The sequence below is a fragment of the Pseudarthrobacter sp. TE9888 genome, from assembly GCF_056279345.1.
This window is the reverse complement of sequence record NZ_JBWBRD010000002.1, coordinates 4,280,062-4,300,705: the sequence shown is the minus strand read 5'-3', so window position 1 is coordinate 4,300,705 and position 20,644 is coordinate 4,280,062. Positions and strand designations below refer to the sequence as shown.

Sequence of the window (20,644 nt, the reverse complement as noted above, 5' to 3'; positions counted from 1 at the left end):
GACCGGCGAACCTACCAGATGGATGCCGGGAACCGCACCGAAGCGCTGCGCGAGGTGGAGCTGGACCTGGACGAGGGCGCCGACATCATCATGGTCAAGCCGGCCATGAGCTACCTGGACATCGTGGCCGATGTTGCCGCCATGAGCCCGGTGCCCGTGTCCGCCTACCAGATTTCCGGCGAGTACGCGATGATCGAGGCCGCCGCTGCCAACGGGTGGATCGATCGCCGTGCCGCCATCACCGAATCCGTACTGGGCATCCGGCGCGCAGGAGCCCACACCGTGCTCACATACTGGGCCACCGAACTTGCCGGCTGGCTGAAGGAAACCCGGTGACCGACCTGTCCGCCGCTCCCACCGCGCCCGTGGGGGAGGACCGCATCCTCCTTGGCCTGAACACCTTCGGCGACATCGGCGCGGACCCGGCCGGCAATCCGCAGCCGCATGCCCAGGTCCTGCGCCAGCTGCTGGAACAGGCGGAACTGGCGGACGCCGTCGGCCTCCATGCCTTCGGCGTGGGGGAGCACCACCGCAAGGACTACGCCGTGTCCGCGCCGGAGGTCTTCCTGGCCGCCGCTGCGGCGCGCACGTCCCGCATCCGGCTGGGTTCCGCGGTGACGGTGCTGAGCTCGGACGATCCCATCAGGGTGTTCCAGCGCTTTGCCACCGTGGACGCCATCTCCAACGGCCGGGCCGAAGTGATGCTCGGGCGCGGATCGTTCATCGAGTCCTTCCCGCTGTTCGGGCTGGACCTGGCGGATTATGAAGTCCTGTTCGAGGAGAAACTCGAGCTGTTCGACAAAGTCCGGGCGCAGCAGCCCGTGCACTGGGAGGGCCGGACGCGTCCCGCCCTGCATGGACTGAGCGTCTACCCGCCCCTGGAGCACCACCTGCTGCCCACCTGGATCGGTGTGGGCGGTACCCCGGAATCAGTCCTCCGGTGTGCCCAATACGGGTATCCCATCATCTTCGCGATCATCGGCGGCCAGCCGCGGGGCTTCCGGCCACTGGCCGACCTCTACCGCGAGGCGATGGGCAAGTACGGGCACCCGATGCAGCAGATGGCCACCCACTCGCCCGGCCATGTTGCCGACACGGACGAACAGGCCCGGGAAGAGCTCTATCCCCACTGGCTGGCACTGCGGAACAGGCTCGGTGCCGAGCGCGGCTGGGGTCCGGCCGGCCGCGGTGAGTTTGATGCACTCTGTTCCACAGAAGGCGCGCTCTATGTCGGATCACCGGAGACGGTGGCCCAAAAAATCGTCCGGCTGAAGCGGAACCTGGGGGTTGACCGCTTTGACCTCAAATACAGCAACGGCCCGCTGCCGCACGCAGCCATGATGCGCTCGATCGAACTGATGGGCACGGCGGTGGCGCCCCGCGTGGCAGAGCTGCTCGCCGGCTGACCTGCCAACCCGGCCCCTGCGGCTTACTTGAGCTTTCCGGCTTACTGAGAGAATAGGAACCATGACTTCCAGCAATCCTCGCAATGAGGCACTCTTCGACCGCGCCCGCCAGCTGATGCCGGGCGGCGTCAACTCGCCGGTGCGGGCCTTTGGCTCCGTGGGCGGGACCCCGCGCTTCATGGTCTCCGCCAAGGGACCGTACCTGACGGATGCCGACGGCAAGGAATACGTGGACCTGGTCTGCTCCTGGGGACCTGCCCTGCTCGGACACGCCCACCCGGCCGTGCTGGACGCCGTACATGCGGCCGTTGACCGGGGACTCTCCTTTGGCGCCTCCACGCCGGACGAGGCAAACCTGGCGGAGATCGTCCAGGAGCGCGTCCCCGCCGTCGAACGCCTCCGCATGGTGTCCACCGGAACCGAAGCCACCATGACCGCTGTCCGGCTGGCCCGCGGGTTCACCGGCCGCAACCTGATCATCAAGTTCGCCGGCTGCTACCACGGCCACCTCGACGGGCTCCTGGCCGCGGCGGGCTCCGGGCTGGCAACCCTTGCCCTGCCCGGTTCCGCCGGTGTCACGGAAGCAACCGCGGCGGAGACGCTGGTGCTGCCCTACAACGACCTCGCCGCCGTCCAGGAAGCCTTCGCCCTCCACGGCCCCAACATCGCCGCCGTCATCACCGAAGCGGCGCCGGCGAACATGGGCGTCGTGACCCCCGGCGAGGGATTCAACCGCGGACTTTCGCAGATCACGCGGGAACACGGCGCGCTCCTCATCGTCGATGAGGTCCTGACCGGATTCCGCACCGGCTACTCCGGCTACTGGGGCCTTACCGGCGGTGCGCCGGATGCCGAGGATCCATGGACTCCTGACCTGCTCACCTTTGGCAAGGTCATCGGCGGCGGGATGCCGACGGCGGCCCTCGGCGGACGTGCCGACGTCATGGACTACCTGGCGCCCACCGGCCCCGTGTACCAAGCCGGCACGCTGTCCGGGAACCCGGTGGCTATGGCTGCCGGCGTGGCGACCCTGACCCACGCGACCCGCGACGTCTACTCCTTCATTGACGTCCGGTCCCTGGAACTGTCCTCCGCCCTCTCCAACGCGCTGGACGGCGCAGGGGTGGACCACTCCATCCAGTTCGCCGGGAACCTCTTCTCGGTGGCCTTCGGAACCTCGGCCAACGGCGTCCACAACTACGCCGACGCGCAGGCGCAGGAAGCCTTCCGCTATGCGCCGTTCTTCCACTCCATGCTGGAGTCCGGGGTCTACCTGCCGCCGTCGGTCTTCGAGGCCTGGTTCCTGTCCGCCGCGCACGACGACGACGCCATGAACCGGATCTACGACGCACTGCCTGCCGCGGCGAAGGCAGCCGCGGCCGCCCAGGGCTAGCGCCGCCGTCGTCCCTTAACAAAGAAATCCCCGGCCGCAGCCTGCAGCCGGGGATTTCTTTGTTGCCATGGGCGTTACAGGACGTCCGAGAGGAAGCCCTTGAGCCGGTCGGTCCGTGGTTCGGTGAACAGCTGCTCGGGCGGCCCGGACTCCACGACAACGCCGGCGTCCATGAACGTCACCACGTCCGAGACGTTGCGGGAGAAACCCATCTCGTGGGTGACCACCACCATGGTCATCCCGCCCTTGGCGAGGTCCGTCATCAGTGCAAGCACGCCCTTGACCAGTTCAGGGTCCAGCGCGGACGTGGCCTCGTCGAAGAACATCACCTCGGGTTTCATGGCCAGCGCACGGGCGATTGCCACCCGCTGCTGCTGGCCGCCGGAGAGGTTGGCCGGGCGGGACTCCGCCTTGTGCTTCAGGCCCACCAGGTCCAGTTGCTCCAAGGCTTCGGCGCGGGCCTGGTCCTTGGGCAGCTTGCGCAGCTTCTGCAGGGCCAGCGAGACGTTTTCCACCACGGTCTTGTGCGGGAACAGGTTGAACTGTTGGAACACCATGCCGATCCGCCGGCGGAGCTCATCGGGATTGTCCTTCAGCACTGAACGGCCGTCCAGCAGGATGTCCCCCTGGTCGGGTTCGATCAGCCGGTTCATGACCCGCAGCAGGGTGGACTTGCCTGAACCTGACGGACCAATGACCGACGCCGTGGTGCCCTGGGGAACGTGCAGGTCGATGCCCCGCAGGACGTGGTTGCTGCCGAAGGAAAGGTGGATGTTCTTGGCGCTCAGTGTTCCGGATGCGAACTCGCTCATGCCTGGGCTCCCTTTCCGACGACGGCTGCGGCCTCGTCCGGTTCTTTCTTTTCGGGCCGGCCGGTGCGCAGGCGCCGGTCGATCCAGTTCACGAAGTGGGTCAGCGGAACGGTCAAGGCGAGGTAGAACACCGCTGCAGCGACGTAGGGCGACAAGTTGCCGCTGGTGGACGCCGCGTCCTTGCCGATCTGGAAGATCTCGCGTTCGCTGGCCAGCAGCCCGAGCATGAAGACCAGGGAGGACTCCTTGATCAGGGCGATGAACTGGTTGACCAAGGCCGGAAGCACCCGCCGGACGCCCTGGGGTACGACTACCAGGCGCATGGCCGGGCCGTAACCGAAGCCCAGGGCACGGGTGGCCTCGAGTTGGCCCTTGTCCACGCTCTGGATGCCGGAGCGGAAGATCTCGCCGATGTAGGCGGCCGACATCAGGGACAGCGCGGCAATTGCCATGGGGTACGGGCTGGTGGATCCGGTCCACTGCCGGACAATCGGCCCGAACCCGAGTCCAATCACCAGGATGGTGAGGATAGGCGGCAGACCGCGGAGCACATCGGTGTAGATGCGGGCGACCCAGCGGGCCCCGGCGTTCCGGGAGATCCCCATCAGGGCAAGCAGCATGCCAAGTACTGTTCCGATGACGCCGGACGAAACAGCCAAAACGAGCGTATTCGGAAGCCCGACGGCGAACATTTTGGGCAGGACGGCGCCGATTGCCTTCCAGTCAAGGAACGTATCGGAGAGCAGTTTGAGGATATCCATGGAACGTCCGGGTTACTTCGCGGGAACCTGGACGGCTTTGCTGCCCGGCTTCCAGCCCTGCGGGGTCTGCTCCTTGGCGGTGGGCCGGTCCGTGTACCACTGGGCGGTGAGCTTGGTCCAGGTACCGTCAGCAATAACGGCATCCAGGCCCGCGTTCAGGGCATCAATCAGCGGCTTGTTGTCCTTGTTCACTGCATACGCGGTGAAGTTCTGGGTGTTCACAACCTTTTCGGCGATCTTGGTGTTGTCGCCGTCCTTGACCTGGCCGGTGGCCTGCTGGGAGGGTGCCACCCAAGCGTCCACCTGGCCGGACTTCACGTTGGCGTACACCGTGTTGTAATCCGGGAACCGGACCGGCTCGAGGCCGAGGGTGTTGGTGACGTAGTCGTCCTGCACGGTGCCCTGGACCACGCCGATGCGCACGCCGTCCTTGAGGTCGGCGAAGCCGTTGACCTTGGAATCGGTCTTGGTGACGACGGCCATGTAGCCGAAGTCGTAGCCGTTGGTGAAACCTACCGTCTCACGGCGCTTGTCCGTGGTGGAGATGGAGGAGGACCCGACGTCGAACTGCTTGTTGGCCACCTGGGAGAGCAGGGCGGAGAAGTCGGTGGAGGCGAACTCAACCTTGAGGCCCAGCTTGTCGCCGATGGCGCGCAGCAGTTCGTTGTCGTAGCCGGTGAACTTGCCGGAGGGATCGATGAAGATGTTGGGCGGGGCATCGGAGAGGGTGCCCACGCGCAGGGTGCCTTCGGTGATGAGGCCCAGCTTGGTCTTGTCGATCTTGTCGATCGGCGTGACGTCTGCCGTGGTGTACTTGTCCAGCGTCTGCTGGTCGCTGCCCTTCAGGGCGTCGGTGGGGGTGCCGCTGGGCTGGGAAGATCCGCCACCGCAGGCTGCGAGGGAAACCGCGAGGGCCAGTGCAACGGGAGCGGTAGTGAGCCACTTCATCGCTTTGATTTTCATCAGGTTGTCACTTTCATATGAGGCATACGTCGACCGGGCCGCAAGGCAGCGCTGTGGCGCCTGGCACCTGCCCGGCGCTGGTCCAGCAGTCCGGGGCAGGGGTGACCGCAAAACTTTATTGTCTCACCTGGGTGAATACCGCAAGTTGGATGAAGAACGCGGGGCATTTAGCCAGCTTTTCCGAAGATGATTCCGCGCAAGGAGCGCAGTGGCAACCAGCTGGAGGGTACTTCGGGTCCGTGGGCGAAGGATGCCCCTGCAGTGTCCCCGCGTTTGTTAACCCGCCGTGACTGTGACATGCCTCCCAAAAAAGAGCACGGGTGTCAGTCTAGAAGCCACCCGTGATGGCGTCCTGCGGAGGAAGCACCGGCCAGTCCCCCTCAATGACGGCGGCCGGCTTCGTCTTGCGGAGGTACTCCTGGAAGTCGGCCGCCTGGCTCACCGCCCAATCCACCTGCAGCTGGTGCAGCTGGCTGGCCGGCATCATCAGCTTGGGGAACTTGCCCGCCATCGCGTCCAGCACCCTGAGGGTAGCCAGGGCATCGGCCGCGGAGGTGTGGGCATTGTCCAGGACCACACCGTACTCCTCGCACAATGCCGTCAATGTCCGCTTGCCCTTCCGGTAGCGGTCAACCTGCTTGTTCATGATGTACGGATCCAGGACCGGGAAGCGGGACAGCTGGGGGATCCCGTACCGTGCGGACTCGGCAGCAAGGACCGTGAAGTCGTAGCTGGCGTTGAAAGCGATGACCGGAGTCCCGGAGTCGAACAGCTCCTGCAGCACTGCAGCGACCTCCCGTGTGACCTCATGGGCGGGGCGCCCTTCACGCCTGGCCTGTTCGGTGGTGATCCCATGGACGTCACTTGCCTCTGCCGGAATCTCTACCCCCGGATCGGCCAGCCACTCATGCTCCTTGATGACCTCGCCCTGGTGGTCCACCACGGTGATCGATGCCGTGACGATTCTCGCTGCGCGGGAATTACGGCCCGTGGTTTCCAGATCGAAGGCTGCGCGGGGGAGGTTGTTCCAGGAACTCATGCTTCAACGCTAAGGGGGCCCACCGACAATTCCGTGGAGCGCCACTGCGGCTAGATTGGATCAATGCGGAATGAGTACGTCCAAGCTGTCCTGGCCGTCGTGAGGCTGGTGCCGGCAGGGGCGGCCGTATCCTACGGTGACGTTGCCGAGCTCCTGGGCTCGGGCGGACCGCGCCAGGTCGGGTCCGTGATGAGCCATCACGGCGGTGGTGCCCCGTGGTGGCGGGTCCTGAAGGCCAGCGGCCACGCGCCCCCGGGGCACGAAGCCGAGGCCTTGCTCCTCTACCTCGAAGAAGGCACTCCACTGGTGGGCGACCATGATTCCTTCCTCCGAACCGGCGAGGGGCGGTGGCGGGTGGACCTGGCCGCCGCCCGCTGGGCACCGACCGACAGTGATTTTGACAATATCGATGCAGTTGCAGAGGACCTGGAGCGTCGGCTCCACAGGTTGTCGGTACCTGATGATGGAATGGTTTTGTGACCGTAACAATCCCTTTGACCGGACCCTGGGACCCGCACCGGCAGGAGCCGGAGGCAGGCCGGGAGCCTGGGTTCCCCGCTCCTGGAAGCACCGACGGAGGGGCCCTGCCGGCCTCTCCCGCGCTTCGGCTTCTGCCGCCACGGCGGATGCAGTCCGGGTTGCTTCGGCTTACACCGGACCAGCAGGCAGCGGTCGACGTTACCCAGGGATCCGGACCGGTCCTGGTTCCGGGCGCGCCGGGCACGGGTAAGACCACCGTGCTCGTTGAAGCCGCTGTACAGCGGGTCTTCCGCGACGGGGTCGACCCCGAACGCATGCTGATCCTGGCGCCCACCCGCCTTGCTGCCGATTTCCTGCGGGACAGTTTCACTGCCCGGCTGGACCGGAGCCTGAGCACCACGCCGGCCCGGACCTGGGCCTCGTACGCATTCGACCTGATCCGCCGTGCCAAGGCTGAAGGCGTCATACCCCTGCCCAGGCCGCCCCGCCTGCTGTCAGGTCCGGAGCAGGACCTCATCATCAAGGAACTCCTCGAGGGCCACCGGCTGCCGGGCCTGGAACTGCCGTGGCCCAGCGATCTTGACGGTGCCCTTGATACCAGGGGCTTCCGCCAAGAGGTGCGGCAACTCTTTGACCGCATTATCGAGTCTGGCCGCACGGCTGAAGACCTTGCTCAGTTGGCGGATGCCTGCGGCCGGCCGGACTGGAAAGCCGCGGCCGCACTTTATGCCGAATACCGGGACGTTCTTGACCTGCGGATGCCGGAGGCCTTCGACCCCGCCGGAATCATCACAGCAGCCCGGCAGATCTTCCAGGACGCGCCGGAATTCCTGGCTGCCGAACGCGCCAGGCTGCAGGTGGTCCTGGTGGACGATGTCCAGGAAGCAAACCCCGCCATCTTCGAGTTGCTGGCCGATATTGCGGCAGGCAAGGACTGCTACGTGACGGCGTCGCCGGACACGGTGGTCCAGGGATTCAGGGGAGCCCGGCCGGATCTTGTGGCTGAACTGCCCCGGCTGCTGGCCACGCAGGACACCATCCTTGAGCGTCCGCTGGGGTACGCGCACGGACTTTCGCCCGCGGTGGCGGAGGCCTGGCGCAGCGTCGCCGGCCGCATTTCGCAGCGGGCCGGGGGCCAGCTGGCGCGCCGGCTCACGCAGCCCGCACCGGCCGGCCACCCCGGCAGCGTGGAAGCCCACCTGGTTCCTACACCGGTGCACGAGCTGCGGTACGTCGCCCAGCGGATCCTGGACCAGCACATAAACCGCAACCGTGACCTGGCAGACATGGCTGTCATTGTGCGCAATGGCGGCCAGGTCAGCGAACTGCAGCGCTACCTGTCCGGCCAGGGGATTCCCGTCCGGGTGCCCGTGGCGGAATCCGCGGTCCGCGACGAAGTAGCCGTACGCCCGCTCCTGGACGCCTTTGCCATTGCGCTGGACCCGGAGCTCCTGACACCCGAAGCGGCAGTAGCCCTGCTTACATCACGGATCGGCGGCGCAACCTCCATCGAACTGCGCAGGCTCCGGCAATCACTGCGGCGCGAGGAACTGCTGGGCGGCGGGGGCCGCGCCAGTGATGCGCTGCTGGTCCAGGCCCTGCTTGAGCCGGGCGCGCTGGGCGCGTTGGGAATCGAAGGGCGCGCTGCACGGCGCACGGCGCGGATGATCCACGCGGGGCGGGAGGCGGCCGGACTGCCGGGTGCCAACGCCGAGTCGGTACTGTGGGCTCTTTGGGACTCGACCGGGCTTTCGGCTGCCTGGACACAGACGGCCTTGTCGGGTGGTCCGCACGGGGCACGGGCTGACCGCGACCTCGACGCCATGATGGCTCTTTTCCATACGGCCGAACGCTACGTGGACCAGATGCCCGGCGCCGGCCCCGAACAGTTCCTCGAGTACCTCCTGAACCAGGAGCTTCCCATGGATACCCTCGCCGCCCGCGCGCAGCTTGAGGACGCTGTGGAGCTGATGACGCCGGCCAGTGCGGCGGGCCGGGAATGGCCCGTGGTGATCATTGCGGGCCTGCAGGAAGGGGTGTGGCCCAACACGAGGCTCCGCGGTGAGCTGCTCGGCAGCACACTGTATGCGGATGCTGTTGAGCACAGCCCGGAGTATGCCCTTCAGCGTGACCCCCTGAGCCGTTTGCGGGATATCCGCTATGACGAGTTGCGCAGTTTTTCCACGGCCGTGTCCAGGGCACGCGAACTGCTGGTCTGCACCGCGGTCTCGTCAGAGGACCACCAGCCGTCGTCATTCCTGGACTTTGTTGCACCGCTGGGACCGGACGAAGGCGGCCGGGCTTTCACCCAAGTGGAACGGCCCATGACGCTGCGGGCCCTGGTTGCCGAGCTCCGGCAGCATGCCCAGCTCGACGCCGGGACGCCGCAGGCCGCGGAAGCGGCGAGGGTCCTGGCCCAGCTCGCCGCGGCTGAACCCCCCGTGGCCGGAGCGCACCCCGACAGCTGGTGGGGCCTCGCCCCGCTGACCTCCGCGGAGGCGGTGGTCCCGCCCGGGGGAACAGTGTCCGTATCCCCGTCAAAGGTTGAGACGGTGCAGAAGTCGCCGTTGGACTGGTTCGTCCAGGCAGCCGGAGGGGAGGCTGCCACCGACTTCGCCCGGAGCCTGGGGACCCTGGTGCACGCAATCGCCCAGGACATGCCGGACGCCGCCGGATCCGAGTACGTCGCTGAACTGGTGCGGCGGTGGCCGGCGCTCGGCATGAAGGACAACTGGGAGGGGCGCCTGGACTTCCAGCGCGCCGAAGCCATGGTGCGGAAGTTGGCCCACTATGTGCTCTCCATGAGGGGCGAGGGCCGCAGCCTGCTGGGCGTCGAACAGGACTTTGAAGTGGCCCTGGGCGCCGTGGCGGTGGATGACGCTGCACCGCGGGAAGCGGTACTGCGGGGCCAGGTGGACCGGTTGGAAATCGATGGCGAAGGACGGCTGGTGGTGGTTGACCTCAAGACCGGAAAAAGGCAGCCCGGCAAGGACGAACTGTCCCACCACCCGCAGCTGGGCGCCTACCAGGCAGCTGTCCTTGCCGGCGGGTTCGCTGCCTCCGGGGGCGGGCAGGGACTGTCCGGCGGCGCCGTGCTGGCGCAGCTTGGGACCGGGGCGAAGAACCCCGCCATCCAGCAGCAGGAACCACTCAACCCTGAGGAGAACTGGGCCATGGACGTGGTCAAGGAGGCCGCCGCCGTCATGGGCGGAAGTGAATTCATCGCGCGCCACGACCCCGCCAAAGGCAGTCACGGCGGCCACGGCTGCCGGCTCCCCGAGGTTTGCCCGCTGTGCGTGCGGGGACGGCAGGTGACCGAATGAGCGGGGGGGCGGCTGCCGCGCTCGCCGCTCCGGCCGTGCGCTTCAGCCCCGAGGAACTCTCCTCGCTGCTGGGTGAGAAGAACACCCCCACGCCTGAGCAATCCGCCATCATTTCGTCCCCCTTGGCGCCGCGGCTGGTCATTGCCGGCGCCGGCTCCGGGAAAACCGCCACCATGGCGGACCGGGTGGTGTGGCTTGTGGCCAACGGCTGGGTCACCCCCGAGGAAGTCCTGGGCGTGACCTTCACCCGCAAGGCAGCCGGGGAACTCGCCAGCCGGATCCGGTCAAAGCTCCTGGCGCTGCAACGCATTGCTGCCAGGGACAGCGCCCATGAAATCTTTCCGGCGGGCCTGCTCAGCAGCGAGGCCCTGGAGCCAAAGGTGTCCACCTACCACTCCTTTGCCAGCGGCGTCGTGTCCGACTACGGGCTGCGGCTTGGCGTCGAGCGGGACGTTGTGCTGCTCGGCGGTGCGCAGGCCTGGCAGCTGGCCAGCGAAGTGGTTGAAGCGTACGACGGCGAATACCAGCACTTCCGGGCCGCTAAATCCACCCTGGTGAAGGCCGTGATCCAGCTGGCCGGGGAATGCGCAGAGCACCTCCAGGAACCCGAAAATGTGGAGGCGTGGCTGATGGCACGCCTGTCCGAGTTCGAATCCCTGCCCTACCTGGCCGATAAGAAGAAGAACACGCCAAAGGCAGCACTCGACCTTGGCGGAATGCTGCGGACCAGGGCAAGCGTTGCCGACATGGTGGGCCGATACGCTGCGGCCAAACGGGCGCGCGGGGCGCTCGATTTCGGCGACCTGGTGGCACTTGCCGCCAAGGTGGCGCAGGATGTGCCGCTGGCGGCCCAGATGGAGCGTCAACGGTACAAGGTGGTTCTCCTCGACGAGTTCCAGGACACGTCGTATGCCCAGCTGGTGCTCTTTTCCCGGCTGTTCGGCGGTGGCCACGCCGTGACGGCGGTCGGAGACCCCAACCAGTCCATTTACGGGTTTCGGGGTGCCTCGGCAGGGCAGTTGTTCCACTTCGTTCGCGAGTTCCCGATGCGCACCGGAGCGGCGGAGGAAGAAGGCGGCTGGGCGCCCGCCCCAACTTCATACCTGACCACGGCCTGGCGTAATGGCCGTTCCATCCTTGCAGCAGCCAACGTCATGTCCCAGTCATTGGGCCGGGCGGCGGCCTCCAGCGGACCGGCCGGGAGCAGGACACCCGCTGCCGAAGTTCCTCCACTGCGTCCGAGTCCCCATGCAGTGGACGGAACTGTGGTGCTGGGGCGTTTCGCCAGCGATGTTGAAGAAGCTGCTGCGCTGGCGGACGACGTCCTGAGGTACCGGCGGACTGACTTCGAGCTGAATCCCGATGGCACGGCCGAACCCCCGGCGCTTGCCGTGCTGTGCCGCAGGCGCGCCCAGATGGAGCCGGTCCGGCGCCAGTTCGAAGCCAGGGGGATCCCCTACGAAATCGTGGGCCTCGGGGGGCTCCTGGACACCCCGGAGATCGTGGACCTGGTCGCCACCCTGCGCGTCCTTGCCGATCCCGGCCGCTCCGATGCCCTCATGCGGCTGATAGCAGGAGCCCGGTGGCGCATCGGCCCGGCCGACCTCATGGCCTTGCGCGACTGGTCGAGCCAGCACGCACGGAGCCGGGGAAGGGCCCCGGGGTTCGAGGCCGATGGCCAGGACGCCGGCGCCGACGACGCGGATGCCCCGGTCCTCGAAGGGGACCTGACCGACGCCGCCAGCCTGGTGGAGGCACTTGATTTCCTGCCGCGGGAAGGGTGGACCTCATCGAATGGCCGCACCCTCAGCACGGGGGCCCGCAGCAGGCTGGCGAAATTGTCGCTCGAGTTGAGGCAACTCCGCGGCTACCTTGGGGACGACCTCACGACGCTCCTGGGGGAGGTGGAACGGGCCATGCTGCTGGATATCGAAGTGGCGGCGCGGCCCGGAATCAGCATCCACCAGGCGCGCCGCAACCTCGATGCTTTCCAGGATGCGGCCGCCGGCTTCCTCCGCACCTCCCAGCGGGTGGACATCCTGGCCTTCCTGTCCTGGCTCGAGGCGGCGTCGGCGGAAGAAAACGGGCTGGAGGCACCGGCCAGCGACGTAAACCGCGAAGCGGTCCAGTTGCTGACGGTGCACGCTTCCAAAGGTCTTGAGTGGGACGTTGTGTTTGTCCCGGGCATGAACGCGGGGGCGTTTCCCAGCGACCGGGACTCGCGCTGGAGCAGCGGATCTGCTGCGCTGCCGTGGCCCCTCCGCGGCGACCGAGCGGACCTGCCGCAGTGGGACCTCGACCAGCCGGACCAGAAAGGCTGGCTGGATGCCGAGAAGGAGTACAAGGCCGGCGTCCAGGCCCACGGGGAATCGGAGGAACGCCGGCTGGCTTACGTTGCCTACACCAGGGCCAAGCATGTCCTGTGGGTGTCCAGTGCCGCATGGGTCGGATCGCGGGCCGGACGCGCCGAAATGTCTCCGTTCCTCGCGGAGCTGGAAGCCCTGGCACAACCGGCTGATGGCGGCCCATCAAGCGCAGTGGTCCACAAGCTGTCGCTCGACGAGGCCGCTTTGCCGCTCCAGAGCCCGCTGACGCTGGAAACTGAAGAAGCCAGCTGGCCCTACGATCCCCTGGAGGGACCCGTGGACCCACGGACCGGTGAGCGCCTGCGGTTGGCCCGCGGGCGCAGGACAGCCATGGAATCGGCGGCCCAGCGGGTGCTCGGAATACTCGGCACCGATGATATTCCGGCCGACCCGAGCGGGGGGACAGCACGGGGAAACAGTCCAGGGACGGACGGCAGTCCAATGCCCGGACTTACCGGGGCAGCGGCGGGTTGGGCCCGCGAAGCTGCGCTGCTGCTGGAGCGCAGGGCAAGGAGGTCGCGCGGCCATGACGTGCACTTGCCCACCCACATCTCAGCTTCCACACTGGTTGACCTCGGAGACGACCCCCAGGCGGTCCTGGGCAGGCTGCGCCGTCCGGTACCACGCGAACCCGGCATGTCGGCCCGGAAGGGCACGGCTTTCCACGCCTGGGTAGAGGAATACTTCGGCCTGGCCGGGATGCTGGACCTCGGTGAAGCGCCGGGCTCGGACGACCACATCGACGCTGCCTACGACCTCGACCAGATGGTGGCCACCTTCAAGGCTTCCCCCTGGGCTGACCGGGCACCGGCCTTCGTGGAGGTCCCCGTGGAAACCAGGGTGGGGGAAGTGGTGGTGCGCGGCCGGGTTGACGCCGTGTTCCAGGACGCTGACGGGTGCTGGGACCTGGTGGACTGGAAGACCGGACGCCGGCCGTCCGCAGCGCAGCTGAAAATCCGGTCGGTACAGCTGGCGGTCTACCGGCTCGCGTGGGCACGCCTCAAGGATGTCCCGCTGGAAGAAGTGCGGGCCGCATTCTTCTACGTCGCCGACAACGCCGTGGTGCGCCCGCACGACCTTGGGACGGCGGCCGAGCTGGAAGGAATCGTCGCCGCTGCGCTTGCCAAACCGTGAGGCCGGCCGCGCGGGCACCCTGGTGGTGCCGGCGTGGCCGGCCGCTCCGGTCAGCGCCGGTTGGCGTTGATGACCGAGATGGCGGCCGTGGACGTGTCGTCCGGATCCTTGATTTCGCCTGGCCGGGATTCCTCGCCGCCGACCGCCGCCGGGGGTGGCTCCACGGGGATGGGGGTCACGAGCACGGCGGGCTGTGCCACCATGGCAGGCGGCGTCTGCGGACCGGGTTTGTCCTTTGATGCAGGTTCGGCGGGTACCGCGGCGACGGTCACCGCAGGGCTGACAGCAGAGCTGCCGCCGGGGGATGCGGGGGCGGTTGCCCCGGTTCCTGGCTGCGCCGGTGCGGGCACGGCGCTCCCGGCGGGGATGTCCTTGGCGGGGAGCGGTTCGACGCTGATCGGCTGGCCGCCGAATTCGGCGATGTCGCCGGCAAGGCTCTCCAGCATATCTTCGGCTTCGCGGACCATGTCCTGGTCCCCGGCGGCCAGGCCCTTGACCAAGTACTGTGCCAGGGCAAACTCGGCGGACAGGGCGGCCCGGCGCAGCAGATGCTGGTCGGGGACGTCGCGGCGGCTGGACGTGTAGGACTTCAGGACAGCGTCAACGAAGTCCTGTTCGTTGGAGGCCACCAGCCACGCGAAGTCGTCTGCCGGGTCGCCGATGCGAAGGTCGGTCCAGCCGGTTACTGCGGTAACCCGTCCCGACTCGACCAGCAGGTTGTCTTCGTGCAGGTCGCCGTGGACCACGCACGGGTTGAACCGCCACAGGGACACGTCTTCCATGGCATGTTCCCAGCGGCGCAGCAGTGCGGCCGGGATCTTGCCCGTGGTTGCTGCCTGGTCCAGTTCGTTCAGCCTCCGTTGGCGGAACTCGTTGGGGGTGTAGCTGGGCAGGTCGGCGTTGCTGACCAGGGACCGGGGGAGGTCGTGGACCGCAGCCAGCGCGGAACCGATTTCGCGGGCGAGGCCGGCCGGTCCGGACGTCAGTTCCTCGACGCTTCGTGTGCTCCCGGACAGGTGTGAGTATACGAAGGTGGTGAGGCTTCCCAGCCGGACGCTGCCAGCCACGGTGGGCATCAGGAACGGCAGTTCCGCCCGGACGGCGGGGGCGAAGGCGCGGAGCACCAGGAACTCCGTTTCCAGCCGTGCGCTGGCTTCGGCATGCCGCGGTGACCGGACCCGCCAGCGCTTGCCTTCCGAATCAAGGAGCAGGGCCGAGTCGAAGTCCGCGGGGTCATCCGGCGCGGAGCTAACAGCTGTCGGGGTCAGTCCAGGGACTGCCGCGGTTGCAATCGCCGCCAGTTCAATCGGTTTTCTTCTCACCGTTCCACGGTAGATTGCGCGCCGTCCCAGACGGCGGTCCGGCCGCGGCGAGTCTCCAGATAGCTGGAATTAGGGGGGACCCGCAGTTCGAAGGCGCCCCGCCCTGAATGTGAAATGTCGGTGGCAGTCAGTACGGTGGAAGCATGAGCCACACGGAGTCCGCCCTACCCGTCCACCAGGCTGTGCCGGCACCGCTGCCGGCGAACCACCTCGTGGACACCCTGCTCCCGGTGAGGCCGGCACTGGTGGACCGTGGGTCTGCCGCACGCATCAGGCCCGGGATGATCGATGACCTGCTGGCGGGGACGGACGCGGTGGCAGCAGTACTTTCAGGGCGCCAGGGATTGGTGCGTGGCAGCAACCTGGTCCTGGTCAAGGCCAGGGAACTCCTCGACCGGCTCCAGGAGGCAGGATCAGCGCCGGAACTGGTGGTCTACCTCGGATCCGCCCTGCCTGCCGCGGACATCCCGGCCGGGACCGAACTGCTGCTGTTCGTCCTGCCTGCACCTCCGGAGCCCGGCACCGCCGGCATTCCCGCGGATGCCTCCTGGGCAGGATTCAGGGAGGTCGCCGGGGGGCTGACCACCACTTCCACAGCCTTGTTCGTCGAAGCCAGCGCCATTGCCAACTGGCACGCAGCCCATACGCATTGTCCCCGCTGCGGTACGCCCACGGATGTTGAAGCCGGCGGCTGGGTACGCCGGTGCCCGGCGGATAATTCTGAACACTATCCCCGCACTGATCCCGCCATCATCGTCACCGTCGTCGGCCCGGACGGCAGGCTGCTGCTTGGCGGCGGCGGGCCCGTGGATGCAAGGAACTACTCCACGCTGGCCGGGTTCGTGGAGCCGGGGGAGTCCCTGGAGGAAGCCGTGGTCCGCGAGATCCAGGAAGAGGTAGGCGTCCGGGTCACGGGCTGCCAGTATCTTGGCTCCCAGTCGTGGCCGTTCCCGGCCTCCCTTATGCTTGGATTTACCGCCGTCACCGAGGACGCCCAGGCAACGCCCGACGGCGTGGAGGTCACCAGGGCCCGCTGGTTCAGCCGCGAGGAGCTTCAGGAAGCGGTGCTTAGTGGCGAGATCACGATTTCCAGCAGGCTTTCCATTGCCCGCTCGCTGATTGAGCACTGGTACGGCGGCCGGATCCAGGACCTGGCCGGCGCCTAAGTTATTCCATCCACCAGACTCCAGCACGCGGTAGTCGAGAAATAAAGCAGCAGAAGTGACTACAGAACATTTTGACGGAGCAGCCTCCCTGGAGGACCGGATCCTTGGCGGGCTTGATGCGGAACAGCGTGAGGTGGCCAGTACGCTGAGCGGCCCGTTGTGCGTGCTGGCCGGCGCGGGGACCGGAAAGACCCGTGCCATCACCCACCGCATTGCCTATGGCGTGCATTCCGGCGTCTACAGCCCGCAGCGCCTGCTCGCAGTGACGTTCACCGCCCGGGCGGCGGCGGAGATGCGCAGCCGCCTGCGCGATCTCGGTGCCGGAAACGTGCAGGCCCGCACCTTCCACGCCGCGGCGCTGCGGCAGCTGCAGTTCTTCTGGCCCCAGGCCGTCGGCGGCACCCTGCCGAACTTGCTGGACCACAAAGCCCAGCTGCTTGCCGAGGCCGCCCGGCGGCTCCGGCTCAGCACGGACCGGGCTTCAATCCGGGATCTTGCCTCCGAGATCGAATGGGCCAAAGTCTCCATGTTGACCCCGGCCAATTACCTCGAAAACGCCCAGGGGAGGGGCGCACCCGGAGGATTCGACCTCACCGCCGTGGCCCGCGTTTTCCAGTCGTATGAGGACGTCAAGACGGACCGCAACGTGATCGACTTCGAGGACGTCCTGCTGATCACGGTGGGCATTCTGCAGGAGGACGAGAAGGTCGCCGCCACGGTCCGGGAACAGTACCGCCACTTCGTGGTGGATGAGTACCAGGACGTTTCCCCGCTCCAGCAGCGGCTCCTGGAGCTCTGGCTGGGCGGCCGTGACGAACTATGCGTGGTGGGTGATGCGAGCCAGACCATCTACTCCTTCACCGGCGCATCGCCCAGGCACCTACTGGACTTCAAAGCACGTTATCCGCAGGCCAACGTGGTCAAGCTCGTCCGGGACTACCGTTCCACCCCGCAGGTGGTGAAACTGGCCAACGACCTGCTGGCCGGACGGCGCAGTGGCGGGCCCACCGCCGACGCCGCCTGGGCAGCCCCCCTTCAGCTCGTGGCGCAGCGCCCGGCCGGCCCGGTGCCCCAGTTCACCGAATGCACGGATGACGAGGCAGAGGCCGCCACGGTGGCCCAGAAGATCAAGGCACTGCTCGACGCCGGGACACCGGCGAGCGAGGTAGCTGTCCTTTTCCGCACCAACGGACAGTCCGAGGCCTACGAACAGGCGCTGGCAGCGGCAGGAATCGGCTACCAGCTCCGGGGCGGCGAACGCTTTTTCGCCCGCAAGGAGGTCCGGGATGCCATCCTCCAGCTCCGGGCAGCCACCCGGGCTGTTTCTGAAACCGACGCGCCGGAACCCCTGGGCCAGCTGGTCCGGGACATCGTCTCTTCCCTGGGCTACACGGATTCCGCTCCGCACAGCGGCGGGGCCCTGCGCGAGCGGTGGGAATCCCTCGCGGCCCTGGTGGCGCTCGCCGACGAACTCGTCCAAAACCGCGGGCCCCAGTTCGGCCTGGCGGACTTCGTCAACGAACTCCAGGAACGCTCCCTGGCCCAGCACGCGCCGACAGTCCAGGGCGTTACCCTTGCCTCCCTCCACGCAGCCAAGGGCCTGGAATGGGACGCGGTCTTCCTGGTGGGGCTCAGCGAAGGCCTGATGCCGATTTCCTTTGCCGATTCACCCGAATCCGTGGATGAGGAACGGCGCCTGCTCTATGTCGGCATCACCCGCGCCCGGGAGCACCTCTACCTCTCCTGGAGCACGGCAAGGACTCCCGGCGGCCGCGCCAACCGGAAGCCGTCCCGGTTCCTGGACGGACTGCGGCCTGACTCGGTGGCCAGTTCAAGCGTCCGCGGAAAAGGTGCCCCGCCCCGCCGGAAGGCTGCCGCACCCGCTGTGTGCCGGGTATGCGGCACCATGCTCGCCACCGGGGCCGAGCGCAAGGTGGGCCGCTGCAATGCGTGTCCGCCCAGCTATGAAGAACAGACGTTCGACGCCCTGCGGAACTGGCGCCGCGACGTCGCCCAATCCGCAGACGTCCCCGCGTTCGTCGTCTTCACCGATGCCACCCTCACGGCGATTGCCGAGGCCCGGCCAGCTTCCCTGGAGGAACTGGCCGGCCTGGCAGGCGTCGGGCCGTCCAAGCTGGAAAAGTACGGGGAAGACGTCCTCCGGGTCCTCGCCGAAAGTTCTGTCCTGTGAGTGCTGCCGCCGGTCCCGGAACACGCCACGGTACCCCGCTGACCACCTCCGACGGTTCCCCCGTCGAGGTACGGCGCTCCGCCAGGCGGACGCGGACCGTTGCAGCCTTTTGGGAGGACGGAACTGCGGTAGTCGCCATCCCGGCCCGCTTCACAGCTGCCCAGGAGCGGGAGTGGGTGCAGCGCATGCTCGCGAAGCTGCACAGGCAGGGGGTGCGGCGCGCTGCTGCCGGGCGCCGCCGGCCCGCGGGCGATGACGCTCTTGCCGCCCACGCCGCACGGCTGTCGGCACAGTACCTCGGCGGCCGGCCGGTTCCCACCTCCGTGCGCTGGGTCAGCAACCAGAACTCCCGGTGGGGCTCCGCCACGCCGGCTGACGGAACCATCCGGCTGTCGGACAAACTGCGGCCCATGCCACAGTGGGTCATCGACTACGTGCTGCTGCACGAACTGGCGCACCTCCTGGTGGCCTCCCACAATGCCGCATTCTGGAAGCTGCTGGAGGCATACCCCGAAACCGGCCGGGCCAAAGCGTTCCTGGAGGGTGTTTCGTTTGCCACGGCCCTGGGCCTGGACAAGGACGGGACAGCCGGCAGCGGGGACGCCGACTAGCCTCCATCCCGGTCAACACCGGACGTGGAAACGCCCCGGCGGGCCAGGACATCCTGGCCCGCCGGGGCGCTCATCTGCTGTTACGTATCAGCTTTGGGGTGGCCGGGTTCGCCGTCGTCGTCCGTCCCGCCGGCATCCCCGGCATCCTTGGCAGCATCCCCGGCATCCTTGGCAGCGTCCCCGGTGTCCGGGCCGCCCCCTTCTTCAGCGGAGGTACCGTCAAACCCGCCACTGAGCAGTTTCTGCAGGGCGTCGTCGACTTCGCTGTCGCTGGCTTCGGCGAGCTTGCGGCGTGAGCTGAAGCCCTTGGGGTCGTCAAGGTCCTCGGCGGTGGGCAGCAGGTCGGGGTGGTGCCAGATGGCGTCCCGGCCCTCGATGCCGCGTTCATCCTTCAGCGTGGCCCACAAGGTGGCGGCATCGCGCAGCCTCCTTGGCCGCAGCTCCAGCCCCACCAGGGAAGCGAAGGCGTGCTCCGCCGGGCCACCGGTTGCCCGGCGGCGCCGCACGGTTTCGCGCAGCGCACCGGCCGACGGCAGCACCTTTTCGGTGGCCGCCGCAGTCAGTTCGTCCACCCAGCCCTCCACCAGGGCCAGCGCTGTCTCAAGTTTCTCCAGCGCCTGTTCCTGCGCGGGTGTCCGCTGGGGCATGAAGACACCCTGGGAGAGGGCTTCCTGGATGCCCTCGGGGTTGCTTGGATCAAGATCGCGGGCCAGCTCCTCGATGCGCGAGGTGTCGATGTGGATGCCGCGGGCGTACGCCTCGATGGCGCCCAGCAGGTGTCCGCGCAGCCAGGGCACCTGCACGAAGAGCCGGGCGTGGGCCGCTTCCCGGACAGCCAGGAACAGCCGGATGTCGTTCTCCGGCAGGGACAGTCCCTCCCCGAAGGCCGCAACGTTTGCCGGCAGCAGCGCCATCTCCAGGTCCGCCAGCGGGACGCCGATATCGGTGGAGCTGACCACGTCCTTGGACAGGGCGCCAATGGCCTGGCCCAGCTGCATGCCGAAGATCGCGCCGCCCATGTTCTGCAGCATCGAGGAGGCGCCGCCCATCATGGACTTCATCTCCTCCGGCATCTGCTCCGTCATGGCGGAGGAGAGGGCGTTGGCGATGCTGTTGGCCACGGGTTCGGTCAGCCGTTTCCAGGTGCCAAGGGTGGCCTCCACCCACTCCGCGCGCGACCAGGCTTTGCCGATCAGGCCGGTGGCGGGCAGGTCGGTGACCGGGTCCAGCCACAGTTCGGCAAGGCGCAGGGCCTCGTCCACCTCCCGGGACTGCTGCGCCGAAACCGACGGATCGGAGCTCCCGGCCGCCACGCGCCGGGCGTTGTCGTGGGCCAGCGTCCAGTTCACGGGGCCCTCTGACGGGGCGCTCATCATGGCCTGCACCTGGGAGAACATCTGGGCCAGCAGGTTGGGGTCGTCCGGCAGGCCGGCAGCCTTGGCCAGCTCGGAGGGGTCGAAATTTTCCATCCCCTTGCCGCCCATCAGGTTCTGCAGCATTTCGGTCAACGGATCCTGGGGGGTGTCGTCGCCGTTGGACGGATTGAGTGGGTTGGAGGTCATGGTCCCGCCGATCGATGGTGTGACTGTTGATCAACCTTCACGGTACCCCGGTGGGGGTCCGCTGTCTGCCGCCCGCCGCCGTCGTTCGCTCTAGGCAAAGCACCCCCGGCGTGCC

At 67.5% G+C, this 20,644-nt stretch carries 14 protein-coding genes and 1 pseudogene; 9 read left to right on the top strand and 6 right to left on the bottom strand.

The features are described from left to right. From ACZ9J7_RS20480 to hemL, 3 genes and pseudogenes are all read left to right on the top strand, one after another. A pseudogene (locus tag ACZ9J7_RS20480) lies at positions 1–336 on the top strand (porphobilinogen synthase); the annotation flags it as partial. Next, on the top strand, positions 333–1,406 hold the full coding sequence (locus tag ACZ9J7_RS20475; protein WP_476211782.1) for an LLM class flavin-dependent oxidoreductase: 1,074 nt from the start codon (positions 333–335) through the stop codon (positions 1,404–1,406). The pseudogene ACZ9J7_RS20480 and the gene ACZ9J7_RS20475, both read left to right, overlap by 4 nt. 61 nt (positions 1,407–1,467) lie before the next feature. Then, the gene (hemL, locus tag ACZ9J7_RS20470) at positions 1,468–2,799 is read left to right on the top strand and encodes a glutamate-1-semialdehyde 2,1-aminomutase (protein WP_476211781.1); all 1,332 of its coding nucleotides are present in this window, start codon (positions 1,468–1,470) and stop codon (positions 2,797–2,799) included. Positions 2,800–2,873: 74 nt separating this feature from the next. On the opposite strand, the gene ACZ9J7_RS20465 is transcribed toward hemL, so the two are convergent. The 4 genes from ACZ9J7_RS20465 to ACZ9J7_RS20450 form a co-directional block, all read right to left on the bottom strand. After that, positions 2,874–3,611 carry an amino acid ABC transporter ATP-binding protein gene (locus tag ACZ9J7_RS20465; RefSeq protein ID WP_476211780.1) on the bottom strand — a complete coding sequence of 246 codons (738 nt, stop codon included), beginning with the start codon at positions 3,609–3,611 and terminating at the stop codon, positions 2,874–2,876. After that, positions 3,608–4,372: an amino acid ABC transporter permease gene (locus ACZ9J7_RS20460; protein ID WP_141159927.1), complete on the bottom strand. Its 765-nt coding sequence runs from the start codon at positions 4,370–4,372 to the stop codon at positions 3,608–3,610. The genes ACZ9J7_RS20465 and ACZ9J7_RS20460 overlap by 4 nt, the downstream gene beginning before the upstream one ends. A gap of 12 nt (positions 4,373–4,384) precedes the next feature. Further along, positions 4,385–5,335 carry an ABC transporter substrate-binding protein gene (locus tag ACZ9J7_RS20455; protein WP_476211779.1) on the bottom strand — a complete coding sequence of 317 codons (951 nt, stop codon included), beginning with the start codon at positions 5,333–5,335 and terminating at the stop codon, positions 4,385–4,387. Positions 5,336–5,663: 328 nt separating this feature from the next. After that, the gene (locus ACZ9J7_RS20450) at positions 5,664–6,374 is read right to left on the bottom strand and encodes an exonuclease domain-containing protein (RefSeq protein ID WP_476211778.1); all 711 of its coding nucleotides are present in this window, start codon (positions 6,372–6,374) and stop codon (positions 5,664–5,666) included. 63 nt (positions 6,375–6,437) lie between these two features. On the opposite strand from ACZ9J7_RS20450, the gene ACZ9J7_RS20445 reads away from it, so the two are divergent. The 3 genes from ACZ9J7_RS20445 to ACZ9J7_RS20435 are packed head-to-tail and all read left to right on the top strand — an operon-like array spanning position 6,438 to position 13,677. Then, positions 6,438–6,854: an MGMT family protein gene (locus ACZ9J7_RS20445; RefSeq protein WP_476211777.1), complete on the top strand. Its 417-nt coding sequence runs from the start codon at positions 6,438–6,440 to the stop codon at positions 6,852–6,854. Beyond that, positions 6,851–10,177 (top strand): ATP-dependent helicase, encoded by a 3,327-nt coding sequence (locus tag ACZ9J7_RS20440; protein ID WP_476211776.1) that lies wholly within the window; start codon positions 6,851–6,853, stop codon positions 10,175–10,177. Before ACZ9J7_RS20445 ends, ACZ9J7_RS20440 begins: the two co-directional genes overlap by 4 nt. Continuing rightward, positions 10,174–13,677 carry a UvrD-helicase domain-containing protein gene (locus ACZ9J7_RS20435; RefSeq protein ID WP_476211775.1) on the top strand — a complete coding sequence of 1,168 codons (3,504 nt, stop codon included), beginning with the start codon at positions 10,174–10,176 and terminating at the stop codon, positions 13,675–13,677. Before ACZ9J7_RS20440 ends, ACZ9J7_RS20435 begins: the two co-directional genes overlap by 4 nt. Positions 13,678–13,727: 50 nt before the next feature. Here ACZ9J7_RS20435 and ACZ9J7_RS20430 read toward each other — a convergent pair whose 3' ends face one another. After that, positions 13,728–14,999, bottom strand: coding sequence for a macrolide 2'-phosphotransferase (locus ACZ9J7_RS20430; protein WP_476211774.1), 1,272 nt, complete (start codon positions 14,997–14,999; stop codon positions 13,728–13,730). A 143-nt stretch (positions 15,000–15,142) separates the two neighbouring features. On the opposite strand from ACZ9J7_RS20430, the gene nudC reads away from it, so the two are divergent. Genes nudC through ACZ9J7_RS20415 form a run of 3 tightly spaced genes read left to right on the top strand, consistent with a single transcriptional unit; the run spans position 15,143 to position 18,967 of the window. Continuing rightward, positions 15,143–16,165: an NAD(+) diphosphatase gene (gene nudC, locus ACZ9J7_RS20425; protein ID WP_476211773.1), complete on the top strand. Its 1,023-nt coding sequence runs from the start codon at positions 15,143–15,145 to the stop codon at positions 16,163–16,165. 55 nt (positions 16,166–16,220) lie between these two features. After that, on the top strand, positions 16,221–18,356 hold the full coding sequence (locus tag ACZ9J7_RS20420) for an ATP-dependent helicase (RefSeq protein WP_476211772.1): 2,136 nt from the start codon (positions 16,221–16,223) through the stop codon (positions 18,354–18,356). Next, on the top strand, positions 18,353–18,967 hold the full coding sequence (locus ACZ9J7_RS20415) for a M48 metallopeptidase family protein (protein ID WP_476211771.1): 615 nt from the start codon (positions 18,353–18,355) through the stop codon (positions 18,965–18,967). Before ACZ9J7_RS20420 ends, ACZ9J7_RS20415 begins: the two co-directional genes overlap by 4 nt. 80 nt (positions 18,968–19,047) lie before the next feature. On the opposite strand, the gene ACZ9J7_RS20410 is transcribed toward ACZ9J7_RS20415, so the two are convergent. Beyond that, a complete protein-coding gene (locus ACZ9J7_RS20410) occupies positions 19,048–20,529 on the bottom strand; it encodes a zinc-dependent metalloprotease (RefSeq protein WP_476211770.1) in 1,482 nt (493 codons plus the stop codon). Between the last annotated feature and the right edge of the window lie 115 nt (positions 20,530–20,644).